The organism is Pseudothioclava arenosa, assembly GCF_002358085.1.
Taxonomy (GTDB): domain Bacteria; phylum Pseudomonadota; class Alphaproteobacteria; order Rhodobacterales; family Rhodobacteraceae; genus Pseudothioclava; species Pseudothioclava arenosa.
In genome coordinates, this window is sequence record NZ_NTJD01000004.1 from 75,553 (window position 1) to 97,497 (window position 21,945).

21 protein-coding genes and 1 tRNA gene are annotated in these 21,945 nt (G+C 63.0%); 15 read left to right on the top strand and 7 right to left on the bottom strand.

Translation table 11 applies throughout. From position 1 onward, the window contains the following. Positions 1-10: 10 nt before the first annotated feature. The gene (gene hisI, locus CLN94_RS06525; RefSeq protein ID WP_096432395.1) at positions 11-373 is read left to right on the top strand and encodes a phosphoribosyl-AMP cyclohydrolase; all 363 of its coding nucleotides are present in this window, start codon (positions 11-13) and stop codon (positions 371-373) included. 45 nt (positions 374-418) lie between these two features. On the opposite strand, the gene gluQRS is transcribed toward hisI, so the two are convergent. From gluQRS to CLN94_RS06555, 6 genes are all read right to left on the bottom strand, one after another. Beyond that, complete coding sequence (gene gluQRS, locus CLN94_RS06530) at positions 419-1,261, bottom strand: tRNA glutamyl-Q(34) synthetase GluQRS (protein WP_096432397.1); 843 nt, start codon at positions 1,259-1,261, stop codon at positions 419-421. After that, positions 1,240-2,583, bottom strand: coding sequence for a methylenetetrahydrofolate--tRNA-(uracil(54)-C(5))-methyltransferase (FADH(2)-oxidizing) TrmFO (gene trmFO / locus CLN94_RS06535; protein ID WP_096432399.1), 1,344 nt, complete (start codon positions 2,581-2,583; stop codon positions 1,240-1,242). The genes gluQRS and trmFO overlap by 22 nt, the downstream gene beginning before the upstream one ends. 90 nt (positions 2,584-2,673) lie before the next feature. Then, a complete protein-coding gene (locus CLN94_RS06540; protein WP_096432401.1) occupies positions 2,674-3,561 on the bottom strand; it encodes a hypothetical protein in 888 nt (295 codons plus the stop codon). 164 nt (positions 3,562-3,725) lie between these two features. Further along, positions 3,726-6,512, bottom strand: a complete 2,787-nt coding sequence (gyrA, locus tag CLN94_RS06545; RefSeq protein WP_425439447.1) for a DNA gyrase subunit A — start codon at positions 6,510-6,512, stop codon at positions 3,726-3,728. 87 nt (positions 6,513-6,599) lie between these two features. Next, positions 6,600-7,115, bottom strand: coding sequence for a disulfide bond formation protein B (locus CLN94_RS06550; RefSeq protein ID WP_096432403.1), 516 nt, complete (start codon positions 7,113-7,115; stop codon positions 6,600-6,602). Then, positions 7,115-7,693 carry a YqaA family protein gene (locus CLN94_RS06555; RefSeq protein WP_096432405.1) on the bottom strand — a complete coding sequence of 193 codons (579 nt, stop codon included), beginning with the start codon at positions 7,691-7,693 and terminating at the stop codon, positions 7,115-7,117. Before CLN94_RS06555 ends, CLN94_RS06550 begins: the two co-directional genes overlap by 1 nt. Before the next feature lie 157 nt (positions 7,694-7,850). Between CLN94_RS06555 and ypfJ the strand changes: the two genes are divergently transcribed. The 11 genes from ypfJ to CLN94_RS14210 all read left to right on the top strand — a co-directional run bounded on the left by ypfJ (position 7,851) and on the right by CLN94_RS14210 (position 18,255). Continuing rightward, the gene (gene ypfJ, locus CLN94_RS06560) at positions 7,851-8,696 is read left to right on the top strand and encodes a KPN_02809 family neutral zinc metallopeptidase (protein ID WP_096432407.1); all 846 of its coding nucleotides are present in this window, start codon (positions 7,851-7,853) and stop codon (positions 8,694-8,696) included. A gap of 338 nt (positions 8,697-9,034) precedes the next feature. After that, positions 9,035-9,931, top strand: coding sequence for a hypothetical protein (locus CLN94_RS06565; protein WP_179300253.1), 897 nt, complete (start codon positions 9,035-9,037; stop codon positions 9,929-9,931). A 3-nt stretch (positions 9,932-9,934) separates the two neighbouring features. Further along, positions 9,935-10,438: a hypothetical protein gene (locus CLN94_RS06570; RefSeq protein ID WP_143598883.1), complete on the top strand. Its 504-nt coding sequence runs from the start codon at positions 9,935-9,937 to the stop codon at positions 10,436-10,438. Positions 10,439-10,518: 80 nt separating this feature from the next. Then, positions 10,519-10,704 carry a hypothetical protein gene (locus tag CLN94_RS06575; protein WP_096432413.1) on the top strand — a complete coding sequence of 62 codons (186 nt, stop codon included), beginning with the start codon at positions 10,519-10,521 and terminating at the stop codon, positions 10,702-10,704. Positions 10,705-10,786: 82 nt separating this feature from the next. Beyond that, a complete protein-coding gene (locus tag CLN94_RS06580) occupies positions 10,787-11,245 on the top strand; it encodes a hypothetical protein (protein ID WP_096432415.1) in 459 nt (152 codons plus the stop codon). A gap of 4 nt (positions 11,246-11,249) precedes the next feature. After that, positions 11,250-11,732 carry a hypothetical protein gene (locus tag CLN94_RS06585; protein WP_096432417.1) on the top strand — a complete coding sequence of 161 codons (483 nt, stop codon included), beginning with the start codon at positions 11,250-11,252 and terminating at the stop codon, positions 11,730-11,732. Between the two features lie 412 nt (positions 11,733-12,144). Beyond that, complete coding sequence (locus CLN94_RS06590) at positions 12,145-12,480, top strand: MarR family winged helix-turn-helix transcriptional regulator (protein WP_143598884.1); 336 nt, start codon at positions 12,145-12,147, stop codon at positions 12,478-12,480. A 77-nt stretch (positions 12,481-12,557) separates the two neighbouring features. Continuing rightward, positions 12,558-12,947 carry a tyrosine-type recombinase/integrase gene (locus tag CLN94_RS06595; RefSeq protein ID WP_179300254.1) on the top strand — a complete coding sequence of 130 codons (390 nt, stop codon included), beginning with the start codon at positions 12,558-12,560 and terminating at the stop codon, positions 12,945-12,947. A 183-nt stretch (positions 12,948-13,130) separates the two neighbouring features. After that, positions 13,131-13,214 (top strand) — tRNA-Leu (locus CLN94_RS06600). Between the two features lie 1,098 nt (positions 13,215-14,312). Next, positions 14,313-15,794, top strand: a complete 1,482-nt coding sequence (locus CLN94_RS06605) for a Hint domain-containing protein (protein ID WP_096432423.1) — start codon at positions 14,313-14,315, stop codon at positions 15,792-15,794. A 307-nt stretch (positions 15,795-16,101) separates the two neighbouring features. Beyond that, positions 16,102-18,255 (top strand): Hint domain-containing protein, encoded by a 2,154-nt coding sequence (locus CLN94_RS14210; protein WP_096432425.1) that lies wholly within the window; start codon positions 16,102-16,104, stop codon positions 18,253-18,255. A 140-nt stretch (positions 18,256-18,395) separates the two neighbouring features. Here CLN94_RS14210 and CLN94_RS14215 read toward each other — a convergent pair whose 3' ends face one another. Beyond that, positions 18,396-18,599 (bottom strand): DUF1127 domain-containing protein, encoded by a 204-nt coding sequence (locus tag CLN94_RS14215; RefSeq protein WP_179300255.1) that lies wholly within the window; start codon positions 18,597-18,599, stop codon positions 18,396-18,398. A gap of 90 nt (positions 18,600-18,689) precedes the next feature. On the opposite strand from CLN94_RS14215, the gene CLN94_RS06620 reads away from it, so the two are divergent. The 3 genes from CLN94_RS06620 (at position 18,690) to CLN94_RS06630 (ending at position 21,935) form a co-directional block, all read left to right on the top strand. Next, on the top strand, positions 18,690-20,105 hold the full coding sequence (locus tag CLN94_RS06620; protein WP_096432427.1) for an aminotransferase-like domain-containing protein: 1,416 nt from the start codon (positions 18,690-18,692) through the stop codon (positions 20,103-20,105). Between the two features lie 127 nt (positions 20,106-20,232). Beyond that, positions 20,233-21,132, top strand: coding sequence for an ABC transporter permease (locus CLN94_RS06625; RefSeq protein ID WP_096432808.1), 900 nt, complete (start codon positions 20,233-20,235; stop codon positions 21,130-21,132). Next, entirely contained in the window at positions 21,129-21,935 is an 807-nt protein-coding gene (locus tag CLN94_RS06630) for an ABC transporter permease (RefSeq protein WP_096432429.1), read from the top strand. Before CLN94_RS06625 ends, CLN94_RS06630 begins: the two co-directional genes overlap by 4 nt. The last annotated feature ends 10 nt before the right edge of the window (positions 21,936-21,945 follow it).

A 21,945-nucleotide genomic window follows, 5' to 3' on the forward strand; every position in this document is an offset into this window, starting at 1 on the left:
GGAAAGAGCGATGTCCTTCGATCCCGCGAGCCTGAAATACGATGCGAACGGTCTGATCCCGGCGATTGCGCAGGATGCGGCCTCGGGCGAGGTGCTGATGATGGCCTGGATGAATGCCGAGAGCCTCGCGCGCACGCTGGAAACCGGCCATGTCACCTATTGGTCGCGCTCGCGTCAGAGTTTCTGGGCGAAGGGCGAAAGCTCGGGCCATGTGCAGAAGCTGATCGAGCTGCGCGTGGATTGCGACCGCGATTGCCTGTTGCTTCTGGTCGAGCAAGCCGGGCCCGCGTGCCACACCAACCGGCGGAGTTGCTTTTACACGGCGGTTCGGAGCGGCGAAGAGGTCGAGATCCTGAAGCCGATGGAAGGCTAATCCTGCGCCGCCTCCGGTAGGAGTATTTATAGCTCAGTGAAGGACTTAGAGGCCGATCTTTGCGCGAATTTCGGCGGGGGTGGCGCCTTGCGCGCGGTAGGTCGCGATCGCGCGTGCGTCGTCGCGCTTGGCCAGGCGCTTGCCGGCCGCGTCGCGGATCAGGCGGTGATGGTGATAGGCGGGCGTGGGCAGGCCAAGGAGCGCCTGCAGGATCACGTGGATATAGGTAGCCTCGAACAGGTCTTCGCCGCGCGTGACCTCGGTGATGCCCTGGGCTGCATCATCGACCACGACCGCAAGATGATAGGCGGCGCCCATATCTCGACGCGCCAAAACAACGTCCCCACAATGGGTTAAAAGCCAATCTTGATTTGCTTGGTAGTGGCCGGGCTGGGTGCCGCTTTCGTCAAATCCGGGCAGGTTCGGACCGAGCAGGTCAAGCGCGCGCGCCATGTCGAGGCGGATGGTGTCGCCGTCTTGCTTGCCGCGACAGGTGCCGGGGTAAACCAGCCCGTCGGGGCCGAGGATCGGAGCACCTTCCTGTGGGGCGTCAAGCGCCGCGCGGATGTCGGCACGCGAGCAGGAGCAGCGATAGGTGACGCCAAGATCGTATAATTTATCAAGAGCTTGCTGATATAAGCTCATGCGTTCCGACTGACGCAGAACGGGCGTGGGCCAGTCCAGCCCGAGCCAGTGCAGGTCGTCGAAAATCTGCGCCTCCCACTGCGGACGGGCGCGGGATTGGTCGAGGTCTTCGATCCGAAGCAGGAACTCACCCGGATCGGCGCGCTCGGCGGCGATAATCGCGGCCAGCGCATGGCCTAGATGGAGCGGCCCCGTGGGCGATGGTGCGAAGCGCGTGCGTCTTAGCTTTGAGCCGCAAGCCATTGGGCGAAATCCTCTTTCGCGCGGTCGGTATAGCCTTTGTAGCGATCCTTGCGGCCCTTGCGGCCGCCACGTGCCTCCTCCAGCGGCGGAAACAGGCCGAAGTTCACGTTCATCGGCTGGAAGGTTTTCGCCTCCGCGCCGCCGGTGATGTGGTTGATCAGCGCGCCCATCGCGGTGGTGAAGGGCGGCGGCGGCAGGTCGCTGCCCTTGATCTCGGCCGCGGCCATCCGCCCGGCCAAAAGCCCCATCGACGCGCTTTCGACATAGCCTTCGACGCCGGTGATCTGTCCGGCGAAGCGGATATTCGGGCGCGCGCGCATCCGCATCTGCACATCCAGCAGTGTCGGCGAGTTGATGAACGTGTTGCGATGGATCCCACCGAGGCGCGCGAAGCTTGCATTCTCAAGCCCAGGAATCATACGGAAAACAGAGGCTTGCGCGCCGTACTTCATCTTTGTCTGGAAGCCGACGATATTATAGAGCGTCCCCAGCGCGTTGTCGCGGCGCAGCTGCACCACCGCATAGGCCTTTTCCTCGGGCTTATGCGCGTTGGTCAGGCCGACGGGCTTCATCGGCCCGTGGCGCAGCGTCTCGCGACCGCGCTCGGCCATCACCTCGATCGGCAGGCAGCCGTCGAAATATTTCGCGGTCTCGCCGTCGTGGAACTCGGTCTTGTCGGCGGCCAGCAGCGCGTCGATGAAAGCCTCGTATTGCGGCTTGGTCATCGGGCAGTTCAGATAGGCCTTCTGCTCCTCCTCGGTCTCGCCCTTGTCATAGCGCGACTGGCGCCAGGCGACCGACATGTCGATGCTTTCGGTGTAGACGATGGGCGCGATCGCGTCGAAGAAGGCGAGGCTCTCAGCGCCGGTCTCGGCGCGGATCGAATCGGCCAGCGCGCCCGAGGTCAGCGGCCCGGTGGCGACGATCCAATGCCCGTCGCGGGGCAGCTCGGTCACTTCGCCTTCGGCCACGGAAATCAGCGGATGGGCGCGGAGCCGGTCGGTCACGGCCTGCGAGAACGCCTCGCGGTCGACGGCCAGCGCGCCGCCCGCGGGCAGGCGGTGCTGCCGCGCCATCTCCATGATCAGCCCGCCGGCGGCCGCCATCTCCCAATGCAGCAGCCCCACGGCATTGCGCTCGTCATCGTCCGAGCGGAACGAGTTCGAACAGACCATCTCGGCGAAATTGCCGGTCTGATGCGCGAAGGTGCCGACCTGCGGGCGCATTTCATGGAGCACGACCGGCACGCCGGCCTCGGCGGCTTGCCAGGCGGCTTCGGAGCCCGCAAGCCCGCCGCCGATGATATGGAGTTCTTGTGTCATGGCGCTGATCTAGTCGAGGAGGGGCCGGTTGAAAAGGGCGCAAAAGAAAAGGCGCCCGAAGGCGCCCTTTCGCATCCCTTTGGGACGACCTTAGTTGATCAGCAGACCCGTGGGCGAGATCGCGGTATAGGCGTCTTCCATCACGGTGCGGGTCTTCAGCTTGCGATCGCCGGTCTCGAAGGTCAGCTCCAGCGAGAAGCCGTCGACGAACTTGTCACCCTCGACGCGGATCTGCGAATAGCCGATGTCGGCCCAGACGTTCTCGGCCAGCTTGTAGCCGCCGCCGATGCCCAGCTCGACAACGTCGGTGTTCTCGAACTGACCGATCAGCAGGCGGCCGTTCGCGCGGTAGGGCGCGTCGAAGTAGTAGGTCGCGTCAACCGAGGCGACGGTGTAGTCGTAGTCGTTCGAATAGCCGAAGCCCACATCCGCCTCGTAGCGGTCGTTCTCGTGGCTGGCGACCAGCGCGAGTTCCTTGCCGTCGTCATCCAGCGAGAGCAGAAGCGAGGCCGAGTAGGGGCCTTTTTCGACATGGGCGAACGCCAGCGGGATGGTGTGGTCATAGCCATCGTAGCTGTTTTGCGCGCCGGCCAGGCCGAGGGTGTAATCGGCGAATTTGTATTCGACGCCGAGCAGGCGGTCCGAGAAGTCGCCCGGGCCTTCGACCTGGTAGTTGTCGAGGGCGGCGACGACGCTGAGCGAGTCGGTCACGTCATAGCCGAAGGTCACGCCGACCATCGAGACATCGCCCTTTTCGCCCGGAACCCAGATGCGGGTGCCGTCGATCGCGAGACCGAAGGTGAAACGGCCAAAGCTCTCTTCGACTTCGCCGCCGATGTTGAGCATGTCGATGTCGACGTTCTCGATCGAGTAGGTCCCGGCGATGCCATAGACGGTCTGGTAGTTGGCTTCGGCCTGGGCGACGCCGGCGGTCAGCGCGAGCGCGGTGGTGACGGTAAGAAGGCTGCGGATCTGCATCTGTGGTTTCCTGCCAAATAGATGATTTTCACCAGATTATAGCGATTGCTGCGCTGCGGAAAGATTGCCCCGAGAATTTCCGGGTCACTGTGGCTTTCCGGCATGCCTCGGTATGCAAAAGGGCGCCCGGTCGGGCGCCCTTGAGCGATGTGATCTGGGGTTGCTCAGGCTTCGGTGCCGTCCGTAACCGGGGCGGCGATCTCGGCGCCGTCCTCTTCCTCGGTGTCAGCGATGCGCGCGACCGAGACAACCTCTTCGCCCTTGGCGGTGTCGAAGACCTTGACGCCGCCTGCCGACCGCGAGCGGAACGAGATGCCCGCGATGGGGCAGCGGATCGACTGGCCGGTCGAGGTGGCCAGCATCACCTGATCGCCGGTTTCGACCGGGAAGGAGGCCACAAGCGCGCCGCCGCGCATCGATTTCTCGAAGGCGGTGACGCCCTGGCCGCCGCGCCCGCGCACCGGGTAGTCGTGGCTCGACGAGATCTTGCCCAGACCCTTGGCGGTGATCGTCAGGATCAGGTCCTGCGCCTCGCGCATCTCGCGGAAACGATCATCCAGAAGAACGCCGTCGCCAGCTTCGGTCGCGGCCTCGTCATCGGCTTCGATCGCCTCGTCCTCGATGCCTTCGCCTTCGATCTCGGCGCCAAGCTCGGCGCGGAAGCGACGGATGAAGGCAGCGCGTTCCCAGGGCTCGGCCTCGAAATGGCGGATCACCGACATCGAGACGACCTTGTCGCCCGCGCCAAGGCGCACACCGCGCACGCCGGTGGAATCGCGGCCCTTGAAGATGCGCACCTCGGTCACCGGGAAGCGGATCGCGCGGCCCGCCGCCGTCACCAGCATGATGTCATCGGCCTCGGTGCACATGCGCGTGTCGACCAGCGTCACGCCCTCGGGCAGGCGCATCGCGATCTTGCCGTTCTTCATCACGCGGGCGAAGTCGGACAGCGCGTTGCGGCGCACGTCGCCCTCGGAGGTCGAGAAGAAGACCTGATAATTGTCCCATTCTTCCTCGGGGGCATCGACCGGCATCAGCGAGGCGATCGAGACGCCCTGCGGGATCGGCAGGATGTTGACGATCGCCTTGCCCTTGGCAGTGCGCCCGCCGGACGGCAGCCGCCAGCATTTCAGGCTGTAGACCATGCCATCGGTGGTGAAGAACAGAAGCTGCGTATGGGTATTGGCGACGAAGAGCGTGGTGACCACGTCATCCTCTTTCGTGGCCATCGACGAGAGCCCCTTGCCGCCGCGACGCTGCGCGCGGAACTCGTTGAGGGGCGTGCGCTTGATGTAGCCGCCCGAGGTGATGGTGACGACCATGTCCTCGCGCTCGATCAGGTCCTCGTCCTCAAGGTCGCCCGCCCAGTCGATGATCTCGGTGCGGCGCGGCACGGCGAAGGCCTCTTTCACCTCGCGCAGCTCGCCCGAGATGATCGCCATGATCCGTTCGCGCGAGCCGAGGATTTCCAGGTAGTCCTTGATCTTCGCGGCCAGATCTTCGAGCTCGTCGGTGACTTCCTTGACGCCGAGCTGGGTCAGGCGCTGCAGGCGCAGATCGAGGATCGCGCGGGCCTGAGCCTCCGAAAGGTTGTAGGTGCCGTCCTCGTTGATCGGGTGCAGCGGATCGTCGATCAACCGGATGTAGGGGGCGATGTCATGCGCGGGCCAGCGCCGCGTCATCAGCCGCTCGCGCGCCTCGGACGCATCGGCCGACGAGCGGATCGTCGCCACGACCTCGTCCACGTTCGAGACCGCCACCGCGAGCCCGCACAGGATATGCGAGCGCTCGCGCGCCTTGCGCAGCTCAAAGGCGGTGCGGCGCGCGACGACTTCTTCGCGGAAGGTGATGAAGTTGGTCAGGAAGGCGCGCAGCGTCAGGGTCTCGGGGCGGCCGCCGTTCAGCGCCAGCATGTTGCAGCCGAACGAGGTTTGCAGCGGCGTGAAGCGGTAGAGCTGGTTCAGCACCACATCGGGCGTCGCGTCGCGCTTGAGCTCGATCACCACGCGCACGCCGACACGGTCGGATTCGTCGGCGATATGGGCGATGCCCTCGAGCTTCTTTTCGCGCACGAGGTCGGCGATCTTCTCGATCATCGCCGCCTTGTTCACCTGATAGGGGATCTCGTCGATGACGATGGCAAAGCGGTCTTTGCGGATTTCCTCGACGCGGGTTTTCGAGCGGATAATCACCGAGCCGCGGCCTTCGAGATAGGCCTTGCGGATGCCGCCGCGGCCCATGATCTGCGCGCCGGTCGGGAAGTCGGGGCCGGGGACGATCTCCATGATCGCCTCGTCCGACATGTCGGGGGTCTCGATCAGCGCCAGCGTCGCGTCGCAGACCTCGCCGAGGTTATGCGGCGGGATATTGGTCGCCATGCCGACCGCGATGCCGCCCGCGCCATTGACCAGCATGTTCGGGAATCGCGCCGGCAGGACGGTGGGCTCGCGGTCCTTGCCGTCGTAGTTGTCCTGGAAATCGACCGTGTCTTTTTCGATATCGGCCAGCAGCGAGGCCGCGGCCTTCTGCATGCGCACCTCGGTGTAGCGCATCGCCGCCGCCGAGTCGCCGTCCATCGAGCCGAAGTTGCCCTGACCGTCCAGGAGCGGCAGCGACATCGAGAAGGGCTGGGCCATCCGCACGAGGGCGTCATAGATCGCCGCGTCGCCATGCGGGTGGTATTTACCCATAACGTCGCCGACCGGGCGCGCCGACTTGCGATAGGGCTTGTCATGCGTGTTGCCGGTCTCGTGCATGGCGTAAAGGATGCGCCGGTGCACGGGCTTCAGACCGTCGCGCAGATCTGGGATCGCGCGGCTCACGATCACGCTCATCGCATAATCGAGATAGGCCGTTTTCATTTCGGAAGAGATGTCGACCGTGGGCCCGTCGTAATGCGGGCGCTGCGGCGCGTCTTCAGTCATTTCCGGCGGTTCGGGCGTATCGGTCACGCGGGCTCTCGCAAGCTAGATCTAGGTGTTGCCCGGTTATAGTGATCCTAGGCTTGGGGTGCAATCGCCAAGGCCCTTTCCGGGCGATCAGTCTTCGCGATAGGCCGCCGCGGCGCCCTTGTGGGCGTGCAGGAAGGCCAGAATCCAGACCAGCGCGAGGCCGAAGGACAAAAGCACGTTCATATTGGCCATGGTGAGGCCAAAGATCTGCCAGGTGATCTCGTCGCAGCGTACCAGCGGCGCGCCGTTGATCTGCGCCATCAGCTCGTCGACCGACAGATTCGCCACCCCGTTCGAGGTGCAGCTGTCAGGGCCTTCGAAGATGTGCAGCTCGACGCCCGAGTGATAGATTCCGATCGCCCCCGAGGTGGCCGCCGCCGCCGCGCCAAAAAGCGCGAAGATGCGGGGCAGGGGCAGGCTCAGCATCGCGCCGCCGATCAGCACCGCCGCCACATGCGGCCAGCGCTGCAACAGGCACAGATCGCAGGGCGCATAGCCAAGCGCCTGGAACATGAACGCCCCCGCCAGAAGCCCGGCCGAGCCGAGCGTCGCCAGCGAAACCAGCCGAACCGTGTTGAAGCGTTCCCAAAGCGTCTTGGTCATCAGAGATATTTCACTGCCATAAATCCGCCGAGCAGGATCACCACAAACAGGGTAAACATCAAGCCCAGGCGTTTCTCGATGAAATCACGGATTGGTGCACCGAACCGCCACAACAGCGCGGCAACGATGAAGAACCGCAGCGCCCGCGCCAGCACCGAGATCCCCATGAACAGGGTGAAGTCGAGCTGGGTGACCCCCGAGAAGATCGTGATCACCTTGTAGGGGAAGGGCGTCACCCCCGCGATCAGCACCGCCCAGCCGCCCATCTCGTTGAACCGCGCGGCGAGCTGGTCGAAGCTCTCGGTCTTGCCGTAGAACTCAAGGATCGGCGTGCCCACGGCATCCATGAAGAAGAACCCGATCGCATAGCCAAGGCAGCCGCCCGCGACCGAGGCCAGCGTCGCCACCGTCGCGATCCAGAAGGCGCGTTCGCGCGCGGCCAGCACCATCGGGATCATCAGCACATCGGGCGGGATCGGAAAGACCGAGCTTTCGATGAACGATACGGCGACCAGCGCCCACATTGCGTGGCGATGCGAGGCAAGCCCCATCGTCCAGTCATAGAGACCCCGGATCATCTCCGCTCCTTGCCGTTTCACGCGTCCCCGCGGGTTTGCGGCTTTGCTTCCGCGCCGTCAAGGGCGTGAAGGGCGCGGGCCGCGCCCGAGGGGGATTGCCGCAGGCCCGCCGCCGGCGCTAGTTTGCATGCGGAGTGATCGGTGGAGGGCGTTCGGCGTGAAATGGCAGGGACGGCGCGGCAGCGCCAATATCGAGGATCGGCGCAGTCAGCGCGGTGGCGGCAAGGCGCTTGGGGTTTCGGGGTTCGGTGCGATCGCGCTGTTGCTGGCGGGCTGGTATTTCGGCATCGACGTGACGCCGCTCCTGCAGGGCGGCGGGCAGAGCGTGCAGACCACCGGAGAGCTGTCGGAACGCGAGCAGGCCTTGGGTGACTTTGTGTCCGTAACCCTTGCTGATACCGAAGAAATCTGGACCACGATCTTTGCCGACGAGCTGGGCCGGCGCTACAATCCGGTGACGCTGGTGCTGTTCAGCCAGGTCACTGCCTCGCCCTGCGGCAATGCCTCGGGGGCGACGGGGCCGTTCTATTGCCCGGGCGACAAGAAGGTCTATCTCGACACCGCGTTTTTCGACACGCTGTCGCGTCAGCTCGGGGCGGGGGGCGATTTTGCCTATGCCTATGTCGTGGCCCATGAGGTCGCCCATCACGTGCAGGACGAGCTGGGCATCCTTAGCAAGGTCAACGCGATCCGCGCGCGCGCCAGCGCCGCCGAGAGCAACGCGCTCTCGGTGCGGATCGAGCTGCAGGCCGATTGCCTGTCGGGGGTCTGGGCCAGCCATGCCGCCGAGATGTTCGACTCGCTCGAACCGGGCGACGTGGCCGAGGCGATGAATGCCGCCGAGAAGATCGGCGACGATACGCTGCAGCGCAATGCCGGACGCCGCCCGATGCCCGACAGCTTCACCCATGGCACCTCCGAGCAGCGCCAACGCTGGTTCGCGCAGGGTTTTGAGAGCGGCGATATCGGGACCTGCGATACCTTCTCGGCGCGCAGCCTGTAACCGGCGCCGAAGCGGGTGAGGGGGGCGGCGAAACCCTCTTGCCCCCCGCGCGCGGGCCGGATAGATCGAAGCGGCTGGCCCGCATGGCGGAATTGGTAGACGCAGCGGATTCAAAAGCACCTGCAGCATGCATGCCTACCACACTTTGCATCGAATGAACCAATAAAACCTAGCCTTTCGGGGCTGGGTTTTTCTTTTGCCCGAACCGATGCCATCTGGCATCAGATACTTTCCCGCCGCAACAAATGTTGCAGGCGTGTTGCGGGAGAGGGTCGGAGTTAGGTGCCACCATTACTCGCGCCGCAACAAGCGCCGCAACAAACCAAGAGGAAATGCACATGGAACTGAGCCTTCGTCGTGACCGTGAAGAACTGGTCGAAGCCTACGGTGAGGAGCTGCTGAACGCAGAGCTGGAGCTGGAAGCCCGCATGGTCAGCCTCGGTCGTGATCAGATCAGGAAGCAGATCGCCCGCAGCCGTGAGCTGGGCAACGAGAGCGGCACCGCATACGGCAAGACCCTCATCGCCAAGTCGGTGGACACCATCAGCGCTGCCATCGGTCGCTTCATCCAGAAGGCCGAGGGCGCACCCGGTCGCCAGCACATTGCTGTCCGCTACCTCAAGCAGGTTGACAGCGACGTGGCTTCCTACATCGCCCTGCGCATGGTGATCGACGGCCTGACCGGGAAGAAGCAACTGCTCCAGCGTGTGGCTGTCGTGATCGGCAAGCGAATCGAGGACGAGGTCCGCTTCTCCCAGTTCAAGGACACCTACAACCGCGCCTATGTCCGCGCTCTGGAGAAGGCCAAGAAAGGCACCACCTACCACCGCAAGAAGGCAACCATGTCGGGCTACGAGCGCCGCTTCTCGGACGACGAGTGGAATAACTGGCCTGAGCAGGACTGCCTGCACCTCGGCATGAAGCTGATCGAGATGATCACGCAGACCGGGCTGATCGAGATCGGTGACGAGATCAACACCCGCCGCGACACCGTCAAGGTGATCCAGCCGACCGCCAAGCTGATCGAGTGGATCGAGCGGGAGATGGCCAAGTCCGAGCTGCTGCACCCCATGAACATGCCGATGGTGGTCAAGCCTCTGGACTGGACCGATCCCTACAACGGGGGCTACGTCACTCAGGATGCGCAAGGGAAGCCCGATCTGACGCTTGCCAAGCTGGCCAGCATCACTGGCTGGACCGTGAAAGAGCTGAAAACCCTGCTGATGGAGTGCTGAGACATGCCCGCATTTGACGTGACCTATACCACCATGACCGGGCGTGAGCGCAAGCTGACCGTGATCGCTGCCACTGATGCCGACGCCCGCGAGGAAGCTGTGGCGCAGCTGCAGATCGACTTTGGCAGCATCAAGAGCGTTGAGCCTAAGCCGACCGTAGGTCAGTTCCCGCACTGGATGGACAAGACCGAAGCCCGCATCGCTAACAAGCTGCTGACCGCGATCCTCTCGGACAAAGAGCTGTTTGTGAGGGTCTATGACGGCGAGGACTGGGTGACCGAGTGGACCCGAGACCGTGCCGCGATCCAGCGAGAGACCGCCCAGACCGAAGTGACCCGCTACTACATCGCCCGACAGCCTGAGGGCGGTGGAGCGCAGCGTGTGGGGTCTTTCCTGCTGATCCACGGCAACGGCGAGGACGTGCTGAGCGATGGCAGTTGGAACCCGCGCTGTGATGGTGCAGAGGCATTCATCGACGGTATGTGGAAGCGTCTCGGGCTGATCTGACGTGACGCATTGGTGACCGCCTCAGCTGTGGGGCGGCATCCCATGCGCCAACGCATGAGCTTAAAGCGAAAGGAGAGACCATGAACAAACACGACGATAGCGACCTGATCCCGCCGCGCCTGCCACCTAAGACGCCGCTGCAGAAGCTGCTCGACGAGGTCTTTGGCATCATCATTGCTGCTGCAGTTCTGGTCGTCATTGCGCTGATCGCAGCGCTCTTTTCCCTTGGTGGGATGGATGGCGTGATGCCGCACCAGCTGCGCTAAAGCCTGACCCTACAGCCTGACCCTGCAACCAAGCCCCTGCCGACACTGGCGGGGGCTTTTGCTTTTCACTGGAGAGACGATCATGGACTTCAACTGCCTGCCGCATGGCACCACGCTTGCTGACTTCGCCAAGGCCGAGGGCTTCACTTGGCTGGACGTTAGCCCCTGCCGACACGACGAGAGCGAGGGCTGCACTGTCCGCACCACGCCGGGATGGGTCGAGTTCTGGACCATCTACGGGCGCACTGATGCTGGCGAAGCAATGGCTATCCACGACGCATGGGACGAGGAAGCACTCGCCCAGGCACTGGCTGAGGCTGTCAAGATCACCGGGCTGGAGGTCGGATACTCGGACGAGGACCGCGCCTTGCCTGCCGTCGAGCTGCTGGCTCTGGCTGAGGACATGACGTTCCGCATCCACGAAGAGCTGGACGAAGAGATCGAGGACGAGGACCGCCGCGACGACGATTTCGACCACCATGAACTGACCCCGCTGCGTGAAGCGCTCTGCGAGGTCTCTGGCTACTACGGGAGGGAGTGATCCCATGACCATCCAAACCTTCGACCTGACCCCGAGCTGGAAAGCAACGGCTGACCTTCTGTTCACCCTCGCCAAGGATGGGACGCCTGAGGGCCAGCGTCAGGCACGGCAAGAGCTGATCCGCATGGGCGAGCTGCTGGACACCCTGATCGCAGAGCGCCAGAGCGAGCCAGAGAGCAGCTATGACGATTGGCAGGTGTGTGACACCGTGGACGAGGCGTTCCGCCGCTCCTGCCTCAGCACAGGCGTTCCTGAGGGCTACGAGACGGTGATCGGCTACTACGCACGGCACAATCCTTGGGCGCTGGCGATGCAGCTGGACGACCCTGAGGCCACCCTGCGCGATGGCTTCTGGTGCAAGCATCGAGCGAATGAACGTGGCATTGCTGTGGTCAAAGTTCCTGCCCCTGAGATTTTCCGCTCACAGGGTATTGAACAGGTCAATGCCTATCCCCTATCTCTCCTGCGTGAGCGGATGGAGGGCTAAGCCAATGCAAAGCCTGCGTTATTCAGCCGACCCATCCCTCCTTCACCAGTTGGCCAAGCGCATCCGCAGGGAGCGCCTAATGAGGGAGCGAGGTCATGGACGCTGCAAGCTAAGGTCTGTTCGCCGGATGGCGAGGGTAGTGGACTCTCTCGTCTCGGACCTGTGACCACAAGCCAGAACACCGAGGCCGAGAGCCGAGCAAGAAAAAACGACGTTGTTGGACACCAAGAAACCATGAAAACGTATCAACTGGACATTCCCTACATCGGCTCTATCACTGCCGAGTGGCATAACAGAAACTTTGCTACTATGATGCCTGTCGTGGAGTGCTTGAACTGCGAGCTGATGATCGACTGCGGCAGGTTCAAGCTCTACCTGACCCCGTGGTCTACCAAACGGAAGGAGAGAGACCATGAATGTGACGACGAAGACTATGATCCGGGTGACTGCCTACTTGCTCAACGCTGACCCTGACATGACGGTGTCCCGCCTGAACGTCTTCCTGCACATCGCTTCGAGCAAGGACGGTGACGTTCTGGTTCGTGACCTGTGCAAGAAGACAGGGCTTGGGCAGTCCACCGTCGCCCGCACCTTGGCTATCCTCAGCGACAAGCCGATGCGTGGCAAGAAGGACGGGCTTGGGTGGGTTCGCACTGACCCTGACCCCGAAGACCCGCGCCGGGTGTTGGTCAACCTGACCAGCGTAGGCGTCAAAGTTGTGGCTGACCTCGAAGCTCTGGGCGATTGAGGTCACCCACCAACACCAGACCATGGAGAAAGGAGAGAGACATGGCCAAGAAGCAATCGCTACCCCGAGGCATCCGCTTGAGGAGCGGGAAGTATTTCGTGGACGTGACCGTGGACGGCAAGCGCAAGACTGCCACCTGCGACACGCTCGACGAGGCGATCATCCTGCGCAGCCGGGTGCTGAACCAAGACGGGCGCAACCTGTTCCCCTACAGCTACAACGAGCTGCGCCACAAGTGGGACAACGTGCGTGGTCTCATGGGCTTGAGCGAAGACCAGTCGTTCACGATCCACTGCTGCCGTCACACCTGCTGTTCGCGGCTGGTCCGCAAGGGTGTGCCTCTGCCGACCGTCCAGAAGTGGATGGGCCACAAGCGGATCGAGACGACCATGCGTTACGCCCACCTGATGCCGAGTGACCTGTTCTCTGCGGTCGCTGCGCTGGAGGGTTTCACCGATGCAGCGTGACGCCCTTGCTAAGCTCGACAAGCGGATGCCTTGGCTCATCCTTCTGGGGTTTGGGCTTGCAGCGTATGGTCTCTATGGCTTCGGAGCTGCAGCCTTTTTCTTCGGACTGGGCTGGTCGATCCGGGCCAGAGCCTGACGCTTGCTCTTGCCTGCCACGGCGACTCGCCTTAGTGACAGGCTCAGCCCCCTGTGGCGGAATGGTAGACGCGAGCGACTCAAACTCGCTTGTCGCAAGACGTGTCGGTTCGAGTCCGACCGGGGGGACCAAGCCCACGCAGAACACCCGTATCTACCTGCGGGAAATGTTGCGGGAGTTGTTGCAGATGTTGCAGCAACACGTTGCGGATCGAAGCAGCAGCAACAGTTAAAGCCAATGAAATCAAAGGCTTAACCTACTGCTCAATGGATTCAAAATCCGCCACCGCAAGGTATCTCGGTTCGAGTCCGAGTGCGGGCACCAGCCTTTCCCATCCTGTTTTCACGCTTCGCGGGGCAACGATTCGGAGCTGGAGCGTCGCCCAGAGGGAAAATCAGGGTTTCAGCCCGGCATTGTTGCCTTTTCGGCGGCAATCCAGGTCCGTCGGATTATTCCCGAACTGGATACAGTGCGTCTTAAGCGCGCAGATGGCTCGGTTGAAATCGCTCTTCGGGGTGGGCCTGCGCGCGTGCTCTGCATATTCCCGGAATTGCCTTGAAACATTGGGGATGCGTCGTTTCGGCATGACGCTTTCGTAAGCGGAAGAACAACTTTAGCGCGAAATTTAACTATTTAACGTTTTGGCGTCCCGGAAACGCTCACGGAAGAATTAACGATCCCATGGGAAAATAAGGGAAAACTTCCCCGCGAATGTACGGCTGGGACTGATATTTTTCTTGTGCCGCAGTGCAGAATTGTGCTTTTACGTAAGCGTCATGTTCCACATCGAATGTCATCCGGGCCTCGTCCCTCGATGACGGTCGGAGGCGGCGGCGAAAGCCCTGCCAGCCTGCGTCGCGGGGCACGGTTGATTGTGCCGCAAGATCGGGCGGAGCCTCGGCGGGTGCCGGGCCGATGTTGAGGGCTGACGTGGATGGCTGGAGCGCGTGGTGGGGCGCTGAAGGCTGCGTAAAAGGTTGAAGATCAGGCTAACCGCCTGAAAAGTCGTGGAGTTGTAAGCGTGTACGGTCACCTGTTTCCAATCTCGACCCAAGATGATGCTCAGGGGCGCAAGCCGGTCGTGCGGCATGTCGCCCCCGATATTCTCCTGCAGTTGCCCGGTGCGGGTAAGGCCTCGGGTGGATGTGCGCGGGGGCTGATGGCTTCGCATGTCGCGCCCGCCAATTTCGCGCAATCTCCGTTGACCGCCCGTTGCGAAGGAGGCGTCGATGAGTAACGACACGATCATCGGGACCTCTGGCGACGACACGATCACCACGGGCGAAGGCAACGATTCCGTTCGCGGTGAGGCCGGCAACGATTTCATCGACACGTCAAACTACGTCGATCCCGGATACGATGCGCAGTATTGGCCTTATTACCTGGCCGACCCCGACCCGAACGACGACAAGGACACGGTCTTTGGCGGCGATGGCGACGACACGATCTATACCGGCGACGACGCTGACTACATCTCGGGTGGCGAAGGCGCGGATTACATCGACGCGGGCATCGACAACGACAGCGTGTTCGGCGATGGCGGCAATGACTTCATCATCGGCTGGGCGGGGAACGACACCATCGACGGTGGCACCGGCGATGACACGATCTATGGCGACGGCACGCCCGACAACCCGATCCCCTACGAAGGGACGAACAGCCCGGGCCCCGACAGCGAAGCCAACAACAACAAAGACCTGATCCATGGTGGCGACGGCAACGATGTCATCTTCGGCGGGGACGATTCCGACACGATCTATGGCGACGCGGGCAACGACTATCTCGATGGCGGGCTCGACGGCGATTACATCTATGGCGGCGCGGGCGACGACACGATCGTCGGCGACGGCAACAACGACTATCTTTACGGCGAAGACGGGTCGGACCGGTTCATTCTCGACTACTCGGGCTATGTCGCGAACCTGACGGTCGACGGCGGCACGGGCGGCACCGACTTCGACACGCTCGATTATTCGGACTTCCTGAAGAACGGCTGGGTCGTCAGTTCCATGACCCAGAACCCGTCCGGCGACGGGACGGGTTGGTCCGGCCAGATCGTGCTCTACAACGCGAGCACGGGTCAGTATTTCAACTTCAATTACAACGACATCGAGAACTTCGCGCCCTGCTTCACGCCGGGTACGATGATCGCGACGCCGAAGGGCGAGCGCCCGGTTGAGGAACTACGTGCGGGCGACAAGGTGATCACGCGCGACAACGGCATTCAGGAAATCCGCTGGGCCGGGCGTCGCGACCTGAGCAGCGCCGAACTGGCTCGCAAACCCGCGCTGAAGCCGGTTCTGATCCGCGCGGGCAGCCTTGGTGGCGGCCTGCCCGAGACCGACCTGCTGGTCTCGCCCAACCATCGCATGCTCGTCGCGAATGCCCGCACTGCGCTCTATTGCGAAGAGCATGAGGTGCTGGTCGCAGCGAAACACCTGATCAACGGGCGTGACATTGTCGCGACTGATCCCGACGGCGTGAGCTATGTGCATTTCATGTTCGATCAGCACGAGGTTGTCCTTGCCAACGGCGCCTGGAGCGAAAGCTTCCAGCCGGGCGACCAAGCGCTGATGGGTCTTGGCAAAGAGCAGCAGGCCGAGATCTTCCAGCTCTTCCCCGAGCTGCGTGAGGCACGGGGCCGCGTGGCCTACCCGGCCGCGCGCCAGACGCTCAAACGTCACGAGGCGCAGTTGCTGTTGGCGGGGTAAGGCCGGAAGGCCCAGTTTCCTTCGACCGGATTTTTAAGCCGGGCGGCGGATGAGACGATCGGGTTGAGGGTTGCACCAAGGGGAGGTCGCAACGCTAACCCAGCAAGGCGGGCAGCGGGCCGATCGGCCCCTGCCGGGGCAAGCTCGGCGCAGAACGCGTCAGCCCGGCCCAGTATTTTTCAACAAACCTCTTGTTTGGAACTCTTTGCTGTGCGCCCGTCACATGGCGTTGCATCAGGGGGTGAATGCCGTGCCGTAAAGCCGGACCAACGAGGGGAGGAGCAGTTTCCGGGGGGAGACAGGCAATATGGCGATCTACTCGGGAACGAGCGGTGACAATATCTACACCGGCACCACCGGAGCGGATTCGATCAATGGGGGCGCGGGGAACGACTCTCTCCTCGGCGGCGACGGCGACGATACGATCAACGGCGGCGGCACGATCGACACGGTCACGCAGTTCCTGAGCTGGTCGCAGCAGGCGCAGATCAACAGCAACCTCGCCGGCGGGTTCGTCCAGAACACCGGCGGGATCAATGTTGCGGTCAGCTATACCGATCTTGGGCTTGGGACCGGGTTTACGGCAAGCAACACCAATGTTGGCTATGTCGCCCCCGGCGAGAGCTTCTCGTCGAGCTCGGCCTCGACGCTGACCGCGACCGCGGGCACCGGGCTCAGTTCGCGCGTGACGATGAACTTCTCGGCGGCCTCCGGCTCGGGCCTTGAGAACTACGTCTCCGATGTGTCCTTCCGGCTCTGGGATGTCGACAACAGCACCTGGACCGACATCATCACGATCCGCGCCTACGACGAGAACGGGCAAGAGATTCCGGTCACGCTGATCGCGACGCAAGACAGCGTCTCGGGCCAGACCGTGACCGGCGTTGGCGGCAATAACGTCTCGGCCGATCTGGATGGCTCGGTGCTGGTGACCATCGCGGGGACGGTCTCGCGGGTCGAAATCACCTATGCCAACCAGGGCACGGGTGGGCAGGTCGTGCAGATCTCGGACGTGTATTTCACCGCGATCCAGTCCGATGACGACACGCTCGATGGCGGGGCGGGCAATGACCTGCTGGTTGATGACGCGGGCAATGACCTGCTTTTGGGCGGCACCGGGAACGATACGCTGATCAGCGGCGTGGGCAACGACACGCTCGATGGCGGGGCGGATAATGACTCGCTCGACGGCGGGGCGGGCAATGACACGCTCTATGGCAACACCGGCAATGATACGCTGCATGGCGGGGAGGGCGGCGACCTTCTCAGCGGCGCGCAGGGCATGGATTATGCCGATTATTCGGATTCGGATGCCGGGGTCAGCATCAACCTCTCGACCGGCGCGGCCTCGGGCGGCGATGCCACGGGCGACACGCTTTCCGGGATCGACGGGCTCTATGGTTCGAGCTTCGACGACACGCTGATCGGGTTTGATGGCTCCTCCACCTCGCCCACAGATGCCTATACGAACATCTTCTACGGCAATGACGGCGAGGATTACCTCGATGGGCGCGGCGGCGGGGATTCGCTCTATGGCGGCACCGGCGACGACACGATCCTTGGCGGCGCGGGCAATGACTATCTCGAGGGTGGCGAGGGGCTGGACTCGGTCGTTGGCGGCACCGGGTCTGACACGATCTCGGTCACCGAAGGGTTGGATATCGGCGAGCATATCGACGGTTCCGAGGATCTCGATAACAGCGATATCGACACGCTGATCATCAACGGGCGCGCCAAGATCATCTACGATCCGAACGATCCCGAGGCGGGCACGATCCGCTGGGCGGATGGCAGCACGACCACCTTCGATAATATCGAAAATATCGTTCATGTTCCGTGCTTTACGCCCGGAACGCTGATTGAGACGGCAACCGGATCGCGGCCTGTGGAGAAGATCGTGGCGGGCGATCGGGTGCTGACGCGGGACAATGGCTATCGCACCGTCCGCTGGGTCGGTGTGAAGCGCGTTGATGGCGCCTGGCTCGCGTCGATGCCAAAGCTTGCGCCGGTGTTGATCCGTGCGGGTGCGCTGGGGCCCGCGCGGCCTGAGCGCGACATGATGGTCTCGCCGCAGCATCGGATGCTGCTGACGGGCGCGCGCGCCGAGATGCTGTTCGGCGAAAGGGAAGTGCTGGTTCCGGCGATCCATCTGGTCGGCCAGCCCGGGGTTTCACGCGCTGCGCCGCAAGAGGTGACCTACATTCACCTGCTTTTTGACCACCATGAGATTGTTCTGTCGGATGGCTGTTGGAGCGAGAGCTTTCAGCCCGGAGCACGCGCGCTGGCCGGGCTTGGAAGCGCGCAGCAACAGGAATTGTATGCCTTGTTCCCCGAGCTTGAGGCACAAATCTGCGCCGGGCGCTGGCCGGGCGCGCGGCGATCATTGCGGGGGCACGAGGCGCGGGTGCTTCTGGCCGGGAATTCCCCGCGGGTAGAGGGGCACAATTCGGCGCGCTTGTAACATTGTGCGTGTCATGGCGCGGTACAAAATAGTGTGCGCCGCGTCACCGCCACAAGCGCCCGAGGCACGCGCAAAGCATGAAAAAAGGACCGGGCAGAGCCCGGCCCAGGAAGAGGGCCGACAGGGGACTGCGGCGCCCGTTACTGCCAGAAGGGGCGCGCGGATTCGCGCTTGGCCTCGCCTTCGGTCATTCCGATATCTTCAAGCAGGTGTGCGTCCAGCGCCCGCAGCGCGACGCGGGTTCGGCGTGCCATGATCCAGCGCGCAAGAACACCTTTCTGCGCCGGATTCCGGCGTGAGGCGCGGGCAAAGGGGCTTTGGGTGGACAGCGTCGAACCGAACATAGGTCACCTGCATTTTGTTATTGATACAATCACCATTCATCTGGTATTGAATTAATACAAAGCTGCAACAAAACTCGCCAGAGAAACATTGTGTCTGATACAAGCTGGAAGCCTGACCTCTCCGCCCGTTCCGGGCCGAAATATCTTTCGCTGGTGCGTGCGGTGCGCGAGGGCGTTCGCAGCGGGGCGCTTCCGGCGGGATCGCGGCTTCCGACGGTGCGCGATCTGGCCTGGCGGCTGAGCGTGACGCCGGGCACCGTGTCGCGCGCCTATCAGATCGCGACGCAAGAGGGGCTGCTGGAAGCCGTGGTGGGGCGCGGCACCTTTGTCGCCTCGCGCACACAACGGTTTGGCCCGACCGAGCCCCTCTATTCGCAACCCTCATCGCTTTACGGCGAGATGCCCGGCGTGGTCGATCTGCGCTCGCCGCAGCTCCCTGATGTCGGCCAGACCAAGGCGCTGGCCCATGCCATGGCAGAGGCGGCGGCGGATCTGGATGCGCATTACCTCGAATATCCGGGGTTGCGGCGCGATTATTACTGCCGCGAGGCGGTATTGAACTGGTTTCCCGAGGCTTGTTCCCTCGATGGTGTCATCACGCCCGAGGATATTGTGCTGACACATGGCGGTCAGAACGGGATCAATGTGGTGATGCAATGCTGCCTGCGCGGTGATCGCCCGGTGGTTTTCGTCGAAGAGCTGGCCTATCCGGGGTTCCGCCACGCGGCGCGGCTCAACCGGGCCGAGGTCGTGGCGGTGGCGCTCGACGATCAGGGGATGATCCCCGAGGCGCTCGATGCGGCCTGCCGGCGCCATCGCGGCCAGATTGTCTGCATCACGCCCGACGCGCAGAACCCGACCGCGGTGCGCATGAGCACCGAGCGACGCGAGGCGATTGCCGAGGTCGCCCGCCGCCATGACCTGCAGATCATCGAGGACGATTGCTATACCGCGCCGGTCACCGGGCTTCCGAGCCTGCGCGCGATCGCGCCGGAACGCGCCTGGCATGTCACCTCGATCTCCAAGACGATCTCGGCGGGGCTGCGCTTTGGCTTTGTCGTCGCGCCCGAGGGCATGGGCGAAGCGGGGCGGCTGGCGGCGCAGCATGGTTTCTTTGGCCTGTCGCGGCCGGTGACCGATATCGTCACGCGACTGATGAATTCGGGCGAGGCGATGCGGCTGCGTTATTCGGCGCAGGAGGAGATGGGGCGGCGGTTGCAGATGACGCTGCAGGCGCTTGGCGATCAGGACCTGAGCTGGCTGCCGGGCCTGTCCTTCGTCTGGCTCAAGCTGCCGCTGGGCTGGCGCGGCTCGGTTTTCGCGCGCATGGCCGAGGCCGAAGGGGTGCTGGTGCGCTCGGCCGATGAATATGTGCTCCATGACGGGCATGCGCCGAACGCGGTGCGCATCGCGATGGCGGGCGGCGTGCCCGAAGAGCAGTTCAATCAGGCGATCCAGCGCCTCAAACGCCTGCTGGAACGTCAACCCACCGATCTGCCCGTCTGAACAGCGCCTTATTTTCGGGCGGTTGCGTGAAATTCACGCGCCGCCCCTTACGGCCCCTCTTTTCACTTCCCGAACCATGTGCTTTCGTCGGCTCCGCGATCTCGTTTGGGCGCAGAAGGGGGCGGACATGGCGCAATCGGCTTGGAGCCGGATCAAGCATTCCGAAGCGGCGAACGGCCTTGCGCTGGTCAGCCCGACGGCGATCTATGCGATCTTGCTGTTGGCGGCGCCGCTGCTGACGATTTTCGCCTTTTCCTTCTTCAAGGATGGCTATCTGACGGTCATTCGCGAAGTCACGCTGGAAAACTACATCGCGGTCTGGAGCGACCCGATCTTTCGCTCGATCCTGCTGCGTTCGCTGATCGTGGCGGGTCTGGTGACGCTGGCCACCGTGGCGCTGGCCTTTCCGGTTGCTTATTTCCTGTCGTTCAAGCTGCGCCCCGAGCGCAAGTCGCTCTGGCTCTTCCTGATCACCATCCCGTTCTGGACGAGCTACCTGATCCGCGTGTTCCTGTGGAAGGTGATCCTGGGCTACAACGGTGTGATCAATTCGGGGCTGAAATCGCTGGGGCTGATCGGTGACGGGCGGCTGATTGAAGACCCGATCCAGATGCTCAATACCGTGGGCGCGATCACGGTGACGCTGGCCCATGCCTATGCGCCCTTCGCGATCCTGCCGATTTTCGTGGCGCTGGAAAAGATCGACCGCTCGCTGCTGGAAGCCGGGCAGGACCTTGGCGAATCGAAGGCGATGACCTTCCTGCGCGTGACCTTGCCTTTGGCGATGCCGGGCGTGGTGGCGGCGGTGCTGATCGTCTTCATCCCGACGATCGGGGATTATGTGACGCCCGAACTGATCGGCGGCGGCAAGCTTCCGATGGTCGCGAACATGATCCAGGCGCAGCTTTTGCCCCTTGATAACAAGCCGATGGGCTCGGCGATCGCGATCTCGGCGATGGCGGTGGTCGCGCTGATCTCGCTTGGCTTCGTCGCGATGAACCGGCGCTATCTGCGAGGTGCGAAATGAAGCTGCCCTCGCTGCGCATCTACGCGCTCGCCTATCTGCTGTTCCTCTACGCGCCGATCCTCTTGCTGCCGATCTTTGCCTTCAACGATGGCACGATCATCGCCTTCCCGCTGAAGGGCTTCACGCTGGAATGGTTCGGCCAGATGTTCGCCAATGACACCTTGCGCCGCGCGGTGGGCAATTCGCTCATCATCGCGGGCTCGACGGCGGTCTTTGCCACGGTGCTGGGGATTTTCGCGGCGCGCGCGGGCTCACGCTTTCGCTTTCCGGGCAAGGGGCCGATCATGGGGCTGATCATGCTGCCCCTGGTGCTGCCTGAAATCATGGTCGGCGGCTCGCTTTTGCTGGTGCTTCTGTCGGTTGGCATCGAGCTGTCGGTCTTCACCGTGATCCTTGGCCATGTGCTGATCGCCACGCCCTACACGATCGCGATCCTGAACACGGCCTTTAGCTCGCTCGATGTCTCGCTCGAAGAGGCTGCCTATGATCTGGGCGAGGGCAAATGGTCGACCTTCCGGCTGATCACGCTGCCGCTGGTGCTGCCCGGCATCATCTCCTCGATGCTGATCGCCTTCACCATCTCACTCGATGAATTCATCATCGCCTTCTTCCTTGCCGGGAATGAGCCCACGCTGCCGACCTATATCTTCTCGCAGCTGCGCTTCCCGAAACAGATCCCGATGATCATGGCGCTTGGCACCTGCCTCGTGGCGCTGTCGATCATTCTCCTGACCATCGCTGAATATTTCCGCCGCCGCGGCATCGCGAAGACCGGCGGCAAGGATACCGGAGGCTTCCTGTGATCGACGTCAA

Bases quoted from the DNA above. Each gene is read 5' to 3' on its own strand.
- CLN94_RS06590 (WP_143598884.1), top strand. From the start codon at position 12,145: ATGAATGTGACGACGAAGACTATGATCCGGGTGACTGCCTACTTGCTC.
- CLN94_RS06575 (WP_096432413.1), top strand. From the start codon at position 10,519: ATGAACAAACACGACGATAGCGACCTGATCCCGCCGCGCCTGCCACCT.
- gluQRS (WP_096432397.1), bottom strand. From the start codon at position 1,261: ATGGCTTGCGGCTCAAAGCTAAGACGCACGCGCTTCGCACCATCGCCC.
- CLN94_RS06555 (WP_096432405.1), bottom strand. From the start codon at position 7,693: ATGATCCGGGGTCTCTATGACTGGACGATGGGGCTTGCCTCGCATCGC.
- CLN94_RS06540 (WP_096432401.1), bottom strand. From the start codon at position 3,561: ATGCAGATCCGCAGCCTTCTTACCGTCACCACCGCGCTCGCGCTGACC.
- CLN94_RS06565 (WP_179300253.1), top strand. From the start codon at position 9,035: ATGGAACTGAGCCTTCGTCGTGACCGTGAAGAACTGGTCGAAGCCTAC.
- CLN94_RS06580 (WP_096432415.1), top strand. From the start codon at position 10,787: ATGGACTTCAACTGCCTGCCGCATGGCACCACGCTTGCTGACTTCGCC.
- CLN94_RS14210 (WP_096432425.1), top strand. From the start codon at position 16,102: ATGGCGATCTACTCGGGAACGAGCGGTGACAATATCTACACCGGCACC.
- CLN94_RS06585 (WP_096432417.1), top strand. From the start codon at position 11,250: ATGACCATCCAAACCTTCGACCTGACCCCGAGCTGGAAAGCAACGGCT.
- CLN94_RS06625 (WP_096432808.1), top strand. From the start codon at position 20,233: ATGGCGCAATCGGCTTGGAGCCGGATCAAGCATTCCGAAGCGGCGAAC.
- CLN94_RS14215 (WP_179300255.1), bottom strand. From the start codon at position 18,599: ATGTTCGGTTCGACGCTGTCCACCCAAAGCCCCTTTGCCCGCGCCTCA.
- trmFO (WP_096432399.1), bottom strand. From the start codon at position 2,583: ATGACACAAGAACTCCATATCATCGGCGGCGGGCTTGCGGGCTCCGAA.
- CLN94_RS06570 (WP_143598883.1), top strand. From the start codon at position 9,935: ATGCCCGCATTTGACGTGACCTATACCACCATGACCGGGCGTGAGCGC.
- CLN94_RS06550 (WP_096432403.1), bottom strand. From the start codon at position 7,115: ATGACCAAGACGCTTTGGGAACGCTTCAACACGGTTCGGCTGGTTTCG.
- CLN94_RS06630 (WP_096432429.1), top strand. From the start codon at position 21,129: ATGAAGCTGCCCTCGCTGCGCATCTACGCGCTCGCCTATCTGCTGTTC.
- CLN94_RS06605 (WP_096432423.1), top strand. From the start codon at position 14,313: ATGAGTAACGACACGATCATCGGGACCTCTGGCGACGACACGATCACC.
- hisI (WP_096432395.1), top strand. From the start codon at position 11: ATGTCCTTCGATCCCGCGAGCCTGAAATACGATGCGAACGGTCTGATC.